Annotated in this window: 11 protein-coding genes (1 of these 11 only partly in view); 9 read left to right on the forward strand and 2 right to left on the reverse strand. The window is 70.8% G+C overall.

All coding sequences use genetic code 11. The features are described from left to right. Positions 1 to 113: 113 nt before the first annotated feature. The 4 genes from V1457_RS15210 to V1457_RS15225 all read left to right on the forward strand — a co-directional run bounded on the left by V1457_RS15210 (position 114) and on the right by V1457_RS15225 (position 3,062). Positions 114 to 524 carry a roadblock/LC7 domain-containing protein gene (locus V1457_RS15210; protein ID WP_200071119.1) on the forward strand — a complete coding sequence of 137 codons (411 nt, stop codon included), beginning with the start codon at positions 114 to 116 and terminating at the stop codon, positions 522 to 524. Beyond that, positions 521 to 883, forward strand: coding sequence for a DUF742 domain-containing protein (locus V1457_RS15215; RefSeq protein ID WP_200071120.1), 363 nt, complete (start codon positions 521 to 523; stop codon positions 881 to 883). Before V1457_RS15210 ends, V1457_RS15215 begins: the two co-directional genes overlap by 4 nt. Then, on the forward strand, positions 864 to 1,472 hold the full coding sequence (locus V1457_RS15220) for an ATP/GTP-binding protein (RefSeq protein WP_200071121.1): 609 nt from the start codon (positions 864 to 866) through the stop codon (positions 1,470 to 1,472). The genes V1457_RS15215 and V1457_RS15220 overlap by 20 nt, the downstream gene beginning before the upstream one ends. A 315-nt stretch (positions 1,473 to 1,787) precedes the next feature. Then, positions 1,788 to 3,062, forward strand: a complete 1,275-nt coding sequence (locus V1457_RS15225) for a cytochrome P450 (protein ID WP_295143830.1) — start codon at positions 1,788 to 1,790, stop codon at positions 3,060 to 3,062. A 42-nt stretch (positions 3,063 to 3,104) separates the two neighbouring features. Here the strand turns inward: V1457_RS15225 and V1457_RS15230 are convergent, their stop codons facing one another. Further along, complete coding sequence (locus V1457_RS15230; RefSeq protein WP_200071122.1) at positions 3,105 to 4,322, reverse strand: cytochrome P450; 1,218 nt, start codon at positions 4,320 to 4,322, stop codon at positions 3,105 to 3,107. Positions 4,323 to 4,698: 376 nt separating this feature from the next. Here V1457_RS15230 and panB point away from each other — a divergent pair, with 376 nt between their 5' ends. Together panB and V1457_RS15240 are read left to right on the forward strand one after the other, a co-directional pair. Further along, positions 4,699 to 5,553 carry a 3-methyl-2-oxobutanoate hydroxymethyltransferase gene (gene panB / locus V1457_RS15235; protein ID WP_338604702.1) on the forward strand — a complete coding sequence of 285 codons (855 nt, stop codon included), beginning with the start codon at positions 4,699 to 4,701 and terminating at the stop codon, positions 5,551 to 5,553. Positions 5,554 to 5,872: 319 nt separating this feature from the next. Continuing rightward, positions 5,873 to 6,658 carry a glyoxalase gene (locus V1457_RS15240; protein ID WP_338604705.1) on the forward strand — a complete coding sequence of 262 codons (786 nt, stop codon included), beginning with the start codon at positions 5,873 to 5,875 and terminating at the stop codon, positions 6,656 to 6,658. Between the two features lie 90 nt (positions 6,659 to 6,748). Here V1457_RS15240 and V1457_RS15245 read toward each other — a convergent pair whose 3' ends face one another. Further along, complete coding sequence (locus V1457_RS15245) at positions 6,749 to 8,494, reverse strand: NAD+ synthase (RefSeq protein WP_295143817.1); 1,746 nt, start codon at positions 8,492 to 8,494, stop codon at positions 6,749 to 6,751. A gap of 82 nt (positions 8,495 to 8,576) precedes the next feature. Here V1457_RS15245 and V1457_RS15250 point away from each other — a divergent pair, with 82 nt between their 5' ends. The 3 genes from V1457_RS15250 to V1457_RS15260 all read left to right on the forward strand — a co-directional run. Continuing rightward, positions 8,577 to 10,148 carry an alpha/beta hydrolase gene (locus V1457_RS15250; protein ID WP_338604710.1) on the forward strand — a complete coding sequence of 524 codons (1,572 nt, stop codon included), beginning with the start codon at positions 8,577 to 8,579 and terminating at the stop codon, positions 10,146 to 10,148. A gap of 106 nt (positions 10,149 to 10,254) precedes the next feature. Continuing rightward, a complete protein-coding gene (glnA, locus tag V1457_RS15255) occupies positions 10,255 to 11,598 on the forward strand; it encodes a type I glutamate--ammonia ligase (protein ID WP_200071127.1) in 1,344 nt (447 codons plus the stop codon). A gap of 105 nt (positions 11,599 to 11,703) precedes the next feature. Further along, on the forward strand, positions 11,704 to 14,263 hold the 5' portion of the coding sequence (locus tag V1457_RS15260) for an FkbM family methyltransferase (RefSeq protein WP_338604714.1). It continues 1,175 nt past the right edge of the window; 2,560 of the gene's 3,735 nt are visible here — the first part of the coding sequence; its start codon is at positions 11,704 to 11,706; its stop codon lies beyond the right edge, outside the window.

The raw sequence follows: 14,263 nt of genomic DNA on the forward strand, positions 1-14,263 counted from the left end.
GCTGAGTCCCCCACCGCAAGCGGCTTCGCCGCTTACAAGACAACGGCTAGACCCCCACGAGCACACGAAGATTGGAGGTAGGGGCCGCCACCGCAGCGCCGGCTCCGACACTCATGACCGACCGCAATCTCGACTGGTTGCTGGAGAACCTCTTGGGGCGCACTCCGGGGACCAAGCACGCGCTGGTGCTGTCCAAGGACGGCCTGAAGGTCTGCCACTCGCCGGGCCTGTCCGTCGACCAGGCCGACCAGCTCGCCGCCATCGCCTCCGGCATCCAGAGCCTGTCCTACGGCGCATCCGTCGAATTCGGCGACGGCAGCGGCGGCGTCCGCCAGTCCATGAACGAGTTCCACGGCGGGCTGCTGTTCATCGTCGAGGCCGGTGAAGGCGCCCACCTGGCGGTGCTCGCCGAGGAGGACGCCGACGTCGGCGTGATCGGGCACAACATGAACGAACTGGTCGAGCAGATCGGGGAGTACCTCAGCGCGCCGCCCCGGCAAGCCCAGCCGAGCGGGTTGTCATGAGCCCGCGGCCCCTCGACAACGAAGACCCGGACCGGCTCTACACCGTCACCCAGGGCCGCAGCAGCGTCGACGAGGACTCGCTGGACCTGGTCACGCTGATCGTCAGCGAGTGCGACCCGTCCCCGGGGATGCAGTCCGAGCACGTCCGCATCCTGCAGCTGTGCCAGCAGCCGATGGCGGTCGTGGAGGTCTCCTCGCACCTGGGAATGCCGGTCGGCGTGGTGAAGATCCTGCTGTGCGACCTGCTGGACACCAACCGGATCACCGCCCGGCACCCGTCGTCCGCGTCGAAGAAGAAGGCGCAACTGCCCGATCCCGACATCTTGAAGCAGGTTCTCGTTGGACTCCACAACCTCTGAGCACACCCGCGCACCGCTGCGCAGCACCGCCAACGACGGCCTGAAGATCGTCATCGTCGGCGGTTTCGGGGTCGGCAAGACCACCATGGTCCGGTCGGTGAGCGAAATCCGGCCGCTGAGCACCGAAGAGACCATGACCCAGGCCAGCCTCGGCATCGACGACGCCAGCGGGGTGCAGGACAAGACCACCACCACCGTGGCGTTCGACTTCGGCCGGATCAGCCTGGACGCCAAGCGGGTGCTGTACCTGTTCGGCGCCCCCGGCCAGCAGCGGTTCTGGTTCCTGTGGGACCGGTTGTTCTCCGGCACGCTCGGCGCGGTCGTGCTGGTCGACACCCGCAGGCTGGAGGACTCCTGGTACGCGATCGACCGGCTGGAGCACCACGGGATGCCGTTCATCGTGGCGCGCAACAAGTTCGGCGATCAGGAGCACAGCCTGGACAGCGTGCGCGACGCGCTGTCGCTGCCCGAAGGCGTGCCGCTGATCGACTGCGACGCGCGGGCCCGCGACTCCAGCAAGCAGGTGCTGATCACGCTGGTCAACCACCTGTACGCGTTGTCGACGGCCACCCAGGAGGCCATGTCATGACCGAGCCCGTCGCCCGGCAGGCCCACCGCCGAGGACGGGGCGGGCCGGCCGGGCGAGGACGGCACCGCGGCCGGCGCGGATGCGCGGGCCGACCGCTCGAGTTCAGCTCGGGTTGAGCGCGCGGCGGATGCCGACTCCCGTCGCCGGCGGCAGCGGCGGCGCTCCGGCCTGTCTGCCGGGCACCGTCGAGCCGGCGTCGCCTGCCGACATCCGAACGCGCAGGCCCTCCGCAGCACCGGACCCCGACAGCACGGTGTTGCGAACCGGGCACGGCACGCCCTTCCAGTCCACGGAAATCCGGGAGTTCCCACCCCCATGACGAACCCTTCGGCCGACGAACAGATCTGGCCTCCGGCCACCGGCACCGACCCCGAACAGTGCCCGGTGCAAAACGGTTCCATCCCCCTCTACGGGCCGCGGTTCCAGCAGGACCCGGCCAGGCTCTACCGCGAAATGCGCAACCAGTACGGCCCGGTGGCGCCGATCGAGCTGGAAGGCGGGCTGCCCGCCTGGCTGGTGCTCGGCTACCGCGAGATCCACCAGGTCGAGACGAACCCCGAGTTGTTCGCCCGGGACACCCGGCGCTGGAACAGCTGGGACCGGGTCCCGGACAACTGGTCGCTGCTGCCGTTCGTCGGCTACCAGCCGTCGCTGATGTTCACCGAAGGCGCCGAGCACCAGCGCCGCACCGGCGCGATCGGGGAAGCGCTGGACGCGATGGACCAGTTCGAGCTGCGCCAGCTGTGCGAAGGGGTCGCCGACCGGCTGATCGACGGTTTCGCTGGCAGCGGCTCGGCGGACCTGATGAGCCAGTTCGCCCACCCGATGCCGCTGTACGTGATGGCGCGGCTGTTCGGGCTGTCCGAGGCCGAGGCCGCGCCGCTGATGCAGGACCTCACCGACACCGTCGCCAGCGATGACGGCGTCGCCGCGCACCAGCGCATCAACGACCGCATGGTGCGGCTGGTCGAGCGCAAGCGGGAGTGGCCCGGCCCGGACGTGCCGTCCCGCCTGCTGGCGCACTCCGCGGGGATGACCGCCGACGAGATCGTGCAGGACCTGCTGGTGGTGCTCACCGCCGCGCAGCAGCCGGTGGCGTACTGGATCGGCAACGCGCTGCGGCTGATGCTCACCGAGGAACGGTTCGCGATCACCCTGGCGGGCGGGCGCCGCAGTGTGGGCCAGGCGCTCAACGAGGTGCTGTGGGAGGACACCCCCACGCAGAACTTCATCGGCCGGTTCGCCAGCCGCGACACCCAGCTCGGCGGCCACCGCATCCAGACCGGCGACATGCTGGTGCTCGGTTTCGCCGGTGCCAACACCGACCCGCAGGTGCGCCCGGACGCCTACTCCGACTCGGTGGGCAACCACGCGCACATGTCGTTCGGGCACGGTGAGCACGGTTGCCCGCACCCGGGGCCGGAGATCGGTGCGGAGATCGCCCGCACCGCCATCGAGGTGCTGCTGGACCGGCTGCCCGACGTCGACCTGGCGATCGAGCCGGACGATCTGATGTGGCTGCCTTCGGTGTGGATGCGCGGGCTGGCGGCGCTGCCGGTCGAGTTCAGCGCGGGCAACGTCGCCGGGTGAGGCGCCGGCCGCGTCCGGCGCCTGCGCTCCCTCGGCCCAGCGTTATGCGGGCGTGAATCGGACCGGGACGGACACCGGGCCGCGGGTGAACACCCCGTGGTCCGCCGGTTCGTGGTCCGGTTCCAGTTCGGCGTTCGGCATCGCGTCCAGCAGGTGGTTGATCCCGACGTCGATCTCGGTCTTGGCCAGCAGCGCGCCGACGCAGAAGTGCCTGCCGAGCGCGAACGCCAGGTGGTCGGCGGCGGCGGTGAACGCGGTGCGCGCGGGCAGGTCCTCGCGGAAGATGTTGAAGCTCTCCGGCTCGGTGTAGTGCCGGTCGTCCCGGTTCGCCGCCCCGATCAGGCAGGTGAGGGTGCTGCCCGCGGGCACGACGCCGCCGGAGAGCTCCACGTCCTCGGCGGGCTGGCGCATGATCATGTGCACCGGCGGGGAGAACCGCAGCGACTCGGCGAACGCCTGCGGGATCAGCTCGCGGTCTCGCTGCACCGCCGCGTACTGCTCCGGGTTCTGCAGCAGGTCCCGGAACATGCTGGCGATGGCCTTGTCCGTGGTCTCCCCACCGGCGGCCAGCAGCAGGCTGCAGAACGCCTTGATGTCCTCGTCGCTCATCCGCGTGCCGTCGATCTCGGCGGTGCACAGCGTGGACAGCAGGTCGTCGCCCAGGTTCTCCCTGCGGTGCTGGATCATCGGGATCATGTACTCGGCGAATTCCTCGCGGGTGCGCAGGCCCGCCGCGGCGACCTCTTCGTCCTGGCTGAGGTTGCCGAGGAACGCGATGATCGAGGTGTACCAGCCGCGGAACCGGACGCGATCTTCCTCCGGCAGGCCCAGCATGTCCGCGATCACGTTGATCGGGAAGCGGGTCGCGTACTGGCTGACCAGGTCGACCCGGCCGGTCCCGCGGAATTCGTCGACCAGCGCGCGGGAATTGCGCTCGATCACCGGCAGGAACTTCTGCTGCAACTCGCTGCCGCGGAACGCGGGCGCGACCAGCGCGCGGCGCACGGCGTGCTCGCGCCCGTCCAGTTGCAGGATCGTGCGGCCGTGCACCGGTTCGAGCTGCCAGTCGTAGTTCTGCGTGGTGAACACGGGTTCGCGGAAAGCGCGTTTCACGTCGTCGTAGCGGGAGACGATGTAGCTCTGCGTCGGCTCGTGCCAAAGAAGCGGATATTCGTCCCGCAGGATCTGATACGACGGGTACGGGCAGGCGTGGAACTCCGGCGAAAGGATGTCCGGGGCTTCGCTGGGCGGGGCCGTCATGCTGCTCCCTCTATGGTGCGGTGCGAAACCTGATCAGGCTAAGCAGGCTCGCAGAACAGCGTCCAGTAGTGGATCTTGAAATGGCCCGGAGGGCGCAGCGCACTGCGCCGATCGGGATCCTGATACCCCTCCTTCGCTGCGCGCGGTCACCGCCGGATGGTCCCGCTGATGATCAGCTCCGCGCGCGGGCCCGACCCGAACCGGTTCACCGGTGCCTCGCGCTGCGGCCGCCCGGCGGCTGCCACCGCCCAGCGCTGTGACTTCCGTCGTCGAGCCCTCCGGATGCCGCGCGGACCGTGCGACGCTGGCGGTGCAAGACGTTCTCCAACGCCCAGGGACCCGCTCGGCGGGCCTTGAGGAAAAAGGACGGTCGACGATGACTGCTGCACATTCGCCCGGTGAGACCGCGGCGCCCTACGGCACCGGCCCGGCGCGGCGCCGCACGCGGATCCACCACCTGCAACAGCTCAAGGAGCGCGGCGAGAACTGGCCGATGCTCACTTCCTACGACATGTACACGGCGCGGATCTTCGACCAGGCCGGGATTCCGGTGCTGCTGGTCGGCGACTCGGCGGCGAACAACGTCTACGGCTACGAGTCCTCGCTACCGGTGACCGTGGACGAACTGCTGCCGCTGGTCCGCGCGGTGACCGGAGCCGCCGAGCACGCGCTGGTCGTGGCCGACCTGCCGTTCGGCTCCTACCAGGCATCGCCGGAGCAGGCGCTGGCCACCGCGAGCCGGTTCATGAAGGAAGGCCGCGCGCACGCGGTCAAGCTCGAAGGCGGCAGGCGCTACGCGCCGCAGGTCGAAGCGCTGGTCGCGGCCGGCATCCCGGTGATGGGCCACCTCGGTTTCACCCCGCAGAGCGAGCACGGGCTCGGCGGGTACCGGGTGCAGGGCCGCGGCGACCAGGCGGACGAACTGCTCGCGGACGCCGAGGCGCTGCAGGAGGCGGGCGCGTTCGCGGTGGTGCTGGAGATGGTTCCCGCCGAGTCGGCCAAGCGGCTCACCGCCGAGCTGCGGGTGCCGACCGTGGGCATCGGAGCCGGCCCGGACACCGACGCGCAGGTGCTGGTGTGGACCGACATGGCCGGGATGAACACCGGGCGCACCGCCCGGTTCGTGAAGCGCTACGCCGACCTCGGCGGCCAGCTCGCCGACGCCGCGTCCCGCTACGCCGACGACGTCCGCAACGGTTCCTTCCCGGCCCCGGAGCACTCCTTCCACTGACCGGCACGGCTGCACAAGCCGTTGCCGACACGCCCGCACACCACCCGAACGCACCGCTCCCGATGGGAGTGAGCGGACCGTTCGCCGCAAGAACGGTCGTGCCGTCTCGGCTGAGCCGAGACGGCCTCGGGTGGTGTGTTCCGGATTCAAGCGCCGTGGTTGCCGAGCCGCGCTCGACGGCGGGATCGAAACCCATCGGCGCAGTGCTCGAAAGCGCCGAGTTCGAGTGCTCGATAGCAAACTGTTTCCGCAGGCCAGCGCTGCGGGGAAGGATCACGAAAGGTCGCCGTCGGCGCCGCCGCGTCCTTAAAGTCGAGGAATGGCAACCGATCCCACCACGCCGGACGCCGCTGCTGGGCTGGGCCCGAGCGTCATCGCGAACGAGTCGACCACACCGATCCTGCCGTGCGTGTCCGTGGAAGAAACGAAGAACTTCTACGAATGCCTGGGATTTCGCACCACCTACGAGCAGCACCGGCCGTACCGCTACCTGGTCGTCGCCTTCAGCGGATTCGAACTGCACTTCCGGAAGGCCCCGCGCGGCATCGACCCGGCCGATGAGGACGGCGGCGCGGCCATCGTGTTCGTGGACGCCGTCACCCCGTACTACGCGGCCTTCGTGGCGGCGATGCAGGCTGCGCACGGCAAGATCCTCGCGAAGGGCCTGCCCAGGATCACCAGGCTGCGTCCCGGAGCCTCCAGGTTCAGCCTCTTCGACCCGTCGGGCAACAACATCGTCCTCGTCCGGCGCGACGAGCCTGTTGAACTGGAGTACGGCGGGTCTGCGACATTGACGGGCCTGGCCAAGGCGCTGGACAACGCGCGCATCTACAGCGAGTTCAAAAGCGACGACCGCGCCGCCTTCCGGCATCTCAAATCCGCATTGCGCAGGCATCGCGACGATGCCCCGGCCGTGGACCGAGCACTCGCCATCGCAACACTGCTGACGCTCGCGGTCGCACTCGACGACGAGCGCGAAGCTCCTGCGCTGCGCCACGAGCTGGCCGGCCTCTCGCTCACCCGGGCCGAACAGCAGCGGGTCGACGCCGCGCTCGCCGAGGTCGACGATGCTCGCGCGTTCGGGGACGAGCCCGCGCCGGGATGAGCTGCCGCGGTCCGCGCCCGACACACCCGGAGCTCACCGCACCGGGGATCGGAGTCGGCCACGTAGTCGTGCGGACTCCCGCCGCGAACGTCAGGGGCGGCTCTCCCGCCAGCGGTTGGTCATCGGCAGGCGGCGGTCCCGGCCGAACGCCTTCAACGTGATCTTCGTGCCTGGCGGGTACTGCCGCCGCTTGTACTCGGCCCGGTCCACGAGCTGGATCACCCGCTCCACCAGCTCCGCGTCGAACCCCTCGGAAACCAGGTCCGCGTACCCCAGATCGCCTTCCACGTAGCCGCTGAGCACCACGTCCAGCACCTCGTACGGCGGCAGCGAGTCCTGATCGACCTGGCCCGGCCGCAGCTCCGCCGACGGCTCCTTGCTGATCGAGTTCTCCGGGATCGGCGGCACCTCGCCGAGCTTTTCCGCCTCCGCGTTGCGCCACCGCGCCAGCTCCCACACCAGCGTCTTCGGCACGTCCTTGATCGGCGCGAAACCGCCGACCGCGTCGCCGTAGATGGTGGAGTAGCCGACCGCGAGCTCGGTCTTGTTGCCCGGCGCCAGCACCAGGTGCCCGTGCTGGTTCGACATCGCCATCAACGTCACGCCGCGGGCGCGGGCCTGCACGTTCTCCTCGGCCAGCCCGGTCAGCCCGAGCGGCTGCACGAACGCCGCCACCTTGTCGGCGACCGGCACCTCCTCGAAGTGGCAGCCCAGCCGCCGCGCCAGGTCCGCGGCGTCCGACTTGGAGTGCTCCGAGGAGTAGTGCGAAGGCATCGAAACGCCGTAGAGCCGGTCCGGCCCGATCGCGTCCGCGGCCAAGGCCGCGCACAACGCCGAGTCGATCCCGCCGGAGAACCCGAACGTCACCGACCGGAAACCGTTCTTGTGCACGTAGTCCCGCAGCCCGGTCACCAGCGCCGCCCACACCTCGGCTGCGTCGGACAGCGGCTCGGCGGGCCGCGGAGCGGGCAGCGGCTCGTAGGCGGGCAGCGGATCCGGCGCCAGCACCGTGCGGCTCACGTCGAACGCGGGCATCCGGATCGGTCCCGGCTCGTCGGGGACCGTCGTCGAGGTGTGGCCGCCCGCGGCCAGGTCCACGTCCAGCACCGTCAGGTGCTCGGTGAACTGCGGCGCCCGCGCCAGCACCTCGCCCGCGGCGTCCACCACGATCGAATCGCCGTCGAAGACCAGCTCGTCCTGCGCGCCCACCATGTTCACGTAGGCGACCGGCGCGTCCGCCTCCGCGGCCCGGCGGGCCACCAGCGGCAGCCGCACGTCGTCCTTCGCGCGCTCGTACGGCGAGGCGTTCACGCACACCACCAGATCCACGCCCACCTGCCCCAGCGCGGCCACCGGCCCGCCGTTCTGCCAGATGTCCTCGCAGATCACCACGCCGACGTCCAGGCCGTGCAGCTTCACGATCGGCAGATCGAAGCCCGGCGCGAAGTACCGCGCCTCGTCGAAAACGCCGTAGTTCGGCAGGTGGTACTTGTCGTAGGTCGCCACGACCTCGCCGCCGTGCAGCAGCGACGCGGAGTTGCGCACCCCTTCGTCGTCGCGGTCCAGGTGCCCGACCACGACCAGCGCGTCACCGCACCCGGCTTCGCGCAGCCGCACCGCCAGCGCCTCCACCTCGGCGCGGTTCGCCGCGGCGAACGATTTGCGCAGCGCCAGGTCCTCCACCGGGTAGCCGGCCAGCACCGTCTCCGGGAAGGCCACCACGTGGGCGCCTTCCTGCACGGCCTTGCGGGTCCACTCCAGGACCATCGCGCTGTTCCCGGAAATGTCCCCGACCGTCGCGTTGACCTGGGCGAGAGCGAGTCGCAACTGCGGCATGGCGCAATCTTCGCGCACCAGCTCCGCGCTGGCCCACCGCCCGTGACGAACTCGACGCCGTGCGCGTGACACCATCCCCCGGATGAGTCGCCTGCTGCCCGCCATTTGCGCACTGCTGCTGCTCAGCGGCGCCGCCGCCTGTGGACCTTCCGAGGGACCCGAACTAGCGCCGCGGACGCAGCACAGCGGTCCGGCCGGGCCGGTGCCCGCCGGGCTGGAGCAGTACTACGGCCAGGAACTCGCCTGGGGGCCCTGCACCGAGTACGCCACCAGCAGCAGCGACCGCAGCGCCTACCAGGACCGCACGCTCGAATGCGCGCGCCTGCGCGTGCCGCTGGACTACAAGCAACCGCAGGGCAAGCAGGTCACCATCGGCGTGCTGCGCAAACCGGCCACCGACCAGGACTCCCGGATCGGCTCGCTCATGGTCAACCCGGGCGGGCCCGGTGCCTCCGGGATGAGCTCGGCCGCCAGCCTGGCCGGCACCGTGCGCAGCAACGACCTCGGCGAGCGGTTCGACCTCGTCGGTTTCGACCCGCGCGGCATCGGCGCCAGCGAGCCCGACGTCCAGTGCCTCAACGGCCCGGAGCAGGACGCCGACCGCCTGGGTTCCGGCTCCGACGGCTCCGGCTCCGGCGTGGCGCAGACCGCGCAGGAAGTGCGCGACTACACCGACAAGTGCGTGCAGCGCACCGGCGCGGACGTGCTCGCGCACGTCGGCACCCGCGACGTGGTCAAGGACATGGACGTGCTGCGCTCCGCGCTCGGCGACCCGAAGCTGAACTACCTCGGCTACTCCTACGGCACCCGCATCGGCTCCGAATACGCCGAGCAGTTCCCCGCGAACGTGCGCTCGATGATCCTGGACGGCGCGATCGACCCGACCCAGAACCCGATCGACTCGCAGGTCGCCCAAGGCGACGGTTTCCAGCGCGCGTTCGACTCGTTCGCGCACTGGTGCGCCGGGGAGGACGACTGCGCGCTGGGCACCGACCCGGCGCAGGCGGTCGGCGAGTTCCAACGCCTCACCCGCCCGCTGCTGGAAAACCCCGCGCCGTCCGGTGACCGGCAGCTGTCCTACAGCGACGCCACCACCGCCACGATCCAGGCGCTGTACGCGCAGAGCCTCTGGCCCGCGCTGAACACCGGGCTCCAGCAGCTCAAGCAGGGCAACGGGAGCCTGCTGCTGTCGCTGGCCGACTCCTACTACGGGCGCGAACCGGACGGCTCCTACACCAACGTCACCGATGCGTTCAACGCCGTGCGCTGCGTCGACGACCAGCGGATCACCGATCCCGCGGTGCTGCGCGAAGCCGACCGCCGCTACCGCGAGGCGGCACCGTTCCTGGACGACGGCCGCCCGGCGGGCAGCGACACCGACAGCTGCGCGTTCTGGCCGGTGCCGGTGACCGGCGAGGCGGAGCAGCCGAAGGTGCAGGGCCTGCCGCCGACCCTGACGATCTCCACCACCGGCGATCCGGCCACGCCGTACCAGGCCGGGGTGAACCTGGCCAAGGCACTGCACGGGCGGCTGCTGACCTACGAAGGCACCCAGCACACCGCCTTCCTGCAGGGCGACAGCTGCGTCGACGAGGCCGGGATCGACTACCTCACCGAACTCGAACTGCCCGCGGAAGGCACCCGGTGCGGCTGACCCCGCGAGCAACATCCGGTCACGCCGCGTGCACGAATCCCGCGGTGACCCGGCCGCAACACGCACGGCCGGACGCTGCGCCGGGGCCAGGATTTAGGCTGCCAGCATGAACCGGCAGCAGGAGTTCGTGCTCCGCACCCTGGAGGAACGTGACATCCGCTTCGTGCGGCTGTGGTTCACCGACGTCCTCGGCATCCTGAAATCGGTGGCGATCTCGCCCGCCGAGCTGGAAGGGGCCTTCAACGAGGGCATCGGGTTCGACGGCTCGGCCGTCGAAGGGTTCTCGCGCATCTACGAGTCGGACATGGTCGCCAAACCCGACCCGACGACCTTCCAGGTGCTGCCCTGGGAAACCCCGGACGGCGAGCACTACTCGGCGCGGATGTTCTGCGACATCGCGATGCCCGACGGGTCGCCGTGCTGGGCCGACCCGCGGCACGTGCTGCGCCGGACCCTGTCCAAGGCCACCGAAGCCGGGTTCACCTGCTACGTGCACCCGGAGATCGAGTTCTTCCTGCTGAAGAACAAGCCGACCGACGGTTCCGAACCGCTGCCCGCCGACTCGGGCGGCTACTTCGACCAGGCCAGCCACGACGCGGCCCCGCACTTCCGGCGCAACGCCATCGAGACGCTGGAGCAGATGGGCATCTCGGTGGAATTCAGCCACCACGAGGGCGCGCCCGGCCAGCAGGAGATCGACCTGCGCTACGCCGACGCGCTGACCATGGCCGACAACGTGATGACCTTCCGGTACACGGTCAAGGAGGTCGCACTGACCCAGGGCGTGCAGGCGTCGTTCATGCCCAAGCCGTTCAGCGCGCAGCCCGGTTCCGGGATGCACACCCACTTCAGCCTGTTCGAAGGCGACCAGAACGCCTTCTACCACGCGGAGAACCCGTACGAGCTGTCCGACACCGGCCGCGCGTTCGTGGCCGGGATCCTCACGCACGCCCGCGAGATCAGCGCCGTGACCAACCAGTGGGTCAACTCCTACAAGCGGCTGATCGTCGGCGGTGAGGCGCCGACCGCGGTCTGCTGGGGGCACGCGAACCGCTCCGCGCTGGTGCGGGTGCCGATGTACTCGCCGGGCAAGTCCTCGTCGCGCCGGGTGGAGGTGCGCAGCCTCGACACGGCGTGCAACCCGTACCTGGCGTACGCGGTGACCCTCGCCGCCGGCCTGCAGGGCGTGCAGAAGGGCTACGAGCTCTCGCCCGCCACCGAGGACGACGTGTGGTCGCTGACCGAGGGCGAGCGCAAGGCCGCCGGGTACGACAGCCTGCCGCAGAACCTCAACGAGGCCCTGGCCGAGATGGAGAACTCCGAGCTGGTCGCCGAAGCCCTCGGCGAGCACGTCTTCGACTTCTTCCTGCGCAACAAGCGCGAGGAGTGGAACAACTACCGCAGCCGCGTCACGCCGTACGAGCTGCAGAGCCTCATGCCGATGCTGTGATCGTCCGGTGCGTGCGCCATCCCGCGCCCGGGGTATCCCGCCCGGCACCACGCCGCCGGGGATCACGCTGTCGGCGCACGCACCGCGGGGCGATAGGTTCGGCCCGTGACTGATTCGCAGGCGCACCCCGAGCCCTCCGGTGGTCCCGACCCCGAAGCAACGTCCGACCTGCTGGAGCACCGGTCGGACGAGCCGCAGTGGCCCGCCGAGAACCCCGACGAGGCCGAAGCGTCCGCAGGCGGCTTCGCAGAACCCGCGGGCGACGCCGAGCAGGCACTCCTGGTCGGATGCACGGTCGCAGGCCCGAGCCAGCTGCCCGCCGCCCGCGTGCTCGGGCAGTCCTTCCTGCGCAACCACCCGGGTGCGCGGTTCGTCGTGCTGGCGCTCGAGGACTCGGCGGACATGCCCGGCGAGGTCGTCCCGCCGCACCGGGTCGGGATCGCCGCGGACGAGTTCGCCCGGCTCGCCATGGCGTGCACGGCCGAGCAGCTGCGCGCGGTGCTGCGCCCGAGGTTGCTGCAGCACCTGCTCGCCTCCGGTGCGACCGTGCTGTACCTGGAACCGTCGGTGCAGGTCTTCAACGAATTCGACGACCTGCTGCGGGAACTGACCCCGGACCGCCCGGTCGCGCTGGTGCCGCGGGTGCTGCGCACGCTCTACGCGGACGGGTTCCGCCCGAGCGCGACGGACCTCGCCGAGTGCGGTCCGTTCGATCCCGGCGTGCTCGCGGTCCGGCCCGGCGCCGAGGACTTCCTCAACGCTTGGTCCGACCAGGTCCGCGCCGACCCGACCGTCGGGATGCTGCTGGACAGCGCCCCGGCGCTGGTCGACCACCTGGTGCTGCGCGATCCGGGCGTGGGCCTGTCGGTGTGGAACGCGGCGCAGCGCGAACTGATCACCACCGGCGACGGCGATCACGCGGTGGACGGCTCGCTGCTGCGCAGCGTGCACTTCGACGGCTTCCAGCCGCAGCGGCCGTGGCTGCTGTCGACGCACTACGCGGATCGACCGCGAGTGCTGCTGTCCGAGCACCCGGTGCTGGCGGGGCTCTGCGCCAGCTACCGCAACGCGCTGGTCGAAGCCGGCTACACCCGGGAACAGCCACATCCTTACGACGCGCTGCCGGACGGCACACCGCTGCCGGACGCGCTGCGCCGCGACTACCTCGACGCTTGGCAGCGCGATGCGGCACCGGCCAGCCCCTTCCAGTCCGGCGACGCCGCGCGGGAATTCCTCGGCTGGGCCTGCGAACCGGCTGACGAGCAGCAGCGCGGGCACGGCGGCTCGCGCTGGACCGCCGCCGTGTGGTGCGACGATCCGGTGTTGCGCAAGGACTACCCGGACCCGTTCGGCGCGGACGCGGACGCGTTCCACGACTGGTGCGCGGGCGTCGGGGTGGCCAGCGGTCGCGTACCGGAAGCCGCCGTCCGGCGGCTCGGCGACACCGAGCGCTCCGCACTGGTCGACCAGCTCGGAGTCGCCGTGCTCGGCTCCGGGCGCACCGCGGAACTGGTGCGCGCCGCGGTGCGCGCCTCCGGCCTGCCCTCCGCCGACACGCCGTACTACCCGGTCGTGCTCCGCTGCGAACCCGGCCTCGCGGTGCCCGCCGGGCGCCACCTGATCGACGTGCACCCCGACACGACCACCGAATCGGTCGAAACCTGGGTGCTTTCCGAGGCCACCCGGCAGGAGGCGCGGCGGGCAGGCGGTCCGGCCGCGCGGGTCGTGTCGCTACCGGTGCTCGATCCCGGCCCGGTCGACCTGCCGACCCGCAAGGGCGCCCGCGCCCGCTACGGGCTCTCCGATGAGTTCGTGATCGGCGCGTTCGCCGATCACGCCGACGAGCACCGCGACAACGTGCTCGGCCTGGTGACCGCGTTCCTCGCGGCTTTCCCGGACCGCGACGACAGCTGCCTGCTGATCGCCGTCACCGGCGCGGCCGAGCACCCCGAAGCAGCCGAGCGCCTCCGGCTGGCGACCGTCTCCGATCCCCGCATCCGGCTGGTGGAGGACGAGATCGGCGCCGGAGTGCTGCTCGCCGCCTCCGACTGCGTCTGCTCGCTGCACCGCGCCGAGGGCGGCGACGCTTACGCGATGCGGCTGCTCGACGTGGCCGCGCACGGCGTGCCGGTGATCAGCGGCGATTACGGCGCGGTCAGCGAACTCCTCGGTGCCCGCGGCGCCAAACTGGTGCCTTGCCGAGACCAGGGCGAGCCGGACATCGACGCCGCATCCGCGATGCTGCGCGCGGCCGCGGACGACCCGGAAGGCACCGCCGAATTCGGGCTCTCCGCCCGAGACCACCTGTTGGCCGAGCACAACGTCGGCGATGCCGCCGCGCGGCTCCGCGAACACGTCGAGCACGCCTACCGCAACTGGCGCACCAAATGGGCCAAGGACCGCCACGGCGACCTCGACGACCCGCTGCACCCGCTGCTGGCGGCTCGGCACGCGCTGCACCGCGCACCCGATGTCGGCGCGGGCGGCGGACGCAACGCCGTGGCTCCGGCGCTGCGCAAAGCCGTGCTGCGGATGCTGAGCCACTACGACGAGCACATCCGGGACGTGATGCGCTCACTGGTCGACGGCGTCGAGAAGACCGCCGCCGAGCTGCTGCGCCGCCAGTACGACGCCGACGGAGGAGGGGCCGAGCTCGACCTGCTGC

It is taken from the genome of Saccharopolyspora sp. SCSIO 74807, assembly GCF_037023755.1.
In the GTDB taxonomy this organism is placed as follows: Bacteria; Actinomycetota; Actinomycetes; order Mycobacteriales; family Pseudonocardiaceae; genus Saccharopolyspora_C; species Saccharopolyspora_C galaxeae.

Excerpts from the sequence above, each read along its gene's own strand:
- V1457_RS15210 (WP_200071119.1), top strand. The coding sequence starts at position 114 with ATGACCGACCGCAATCTCGACTGGTTGCTGGAGAACCTCTTGGGGCGC.
- V1457_RS15215 (WP_200071120.1), top strand. The coding sequence starts at position 521 with ATGAGCCCGCGGCCCCTCGACAACGAAGACCCGGACCGGCTCTACACC.
- V1457_RS15225 (WP_295143830.1), top strand. The coding sequence starts at position 1,788 with ATGACGAACCCTTCGGCCGACGAACAGATCTGGCCTCCGGCCACCGGC.
- V1457_RS15230 (WP_200071122.1), bottom strand. The coding sequence starts at position 4,322 with ATGACGGCCCCGCCCAGCGAAGCCCCGGACATCCTTTCGCCGGAGTTC.
- panB (WP_338604702.1), top strand. The coding sequence starts at position 4,699 with ATGACTGCTGCACATTCGCCCGGTGAGACCGCGGCGCCCTACGGCACC.
- V1457_RS15240 (WP_338604705.1), top strand. The coding sequence starts at position 5,873 with ATGGCAACCGATCCCACCACGCCGGACGCCGCTGCTGGGCTGGGCCCG.
- V1457_RS15245 (WP_295143817.1), bottom strand. The coding sequence starts at position 8,494 with ATGCCGCAGTTGCGACTCGCTCTCGCCCAGGTCAACGCGACGGTCGGG.
- V1457_RS15250 (WP_338604710.1), top strand. The coding sequence starts at position 8,577 with ATGAGTCGCCTGCTGCCCGCCATTTGCGCACTGCTGCTGCTCAGCGGC.
- glnA (WP_200071127.1), top strand. The coding sequence starts at position 10,255 with ATGAACCGGCAGCAGGAGTTCGTGCTCCGCACCCTGGAGGAACGTGAC.